The organism is Devosia alba, from assembly GCF_039938915.1.
Taxonomy (GTDB): Bacteria; Pseudomonadota; Alphaproteobacteria; order Rhizobiales; family Devosiaceae; genus Devosia; species Devosia alba.
Genome location: NZ_JBDUUI010000062.1, coordinates 1 through 329, shown reverse-complemented (window position 1 = coordinate 329; position 329 = coordinate 1). Strand labels below are relative to the sequence as shown.

1 protein-coding gene is annotated in these 329 nt (G+C 42.9%); it reads right to left on the bottom strand.

What is annotated here, in order from left to right:
• Window positions 1-329: phage terminase large subunit (locus ABFY71_RS18785; RefSeq protein WP_347947391.1), on the bottom strand; the 329-nt coding region annotated here is incomplete at both ends.

The following is a 329-nucleotide window of genomic DNA, read 5'->3' as shown; positions in this document are numbered from 1 at the left end:
CCAGTCTTAATATACTTGATCTCAAGTGGCGAAACCTTGCATTCAAATTCTTCCATCGGTCCCAGTTCGTTGATAGCCCATTTCATGTTAGCGTATACAGAATCTTTCAGAGTACCGGCCACCTGTCTTGTAATGCAGGCGTGCATCTGAGGATTATTCTTGATAAGCTCAATAATTTTAAAAGCTACGAATGAGGATTTTAGGCCACCTCGACCGCCCTCGAATACATATTCGATATTAGGCTTAATCTGTCGGTTAATATCCACGAATGCCTTGCCGAGCACTCTGGCAGGAAGTTCATATTTGCTTTCGTCTGATTTTGATGCAGC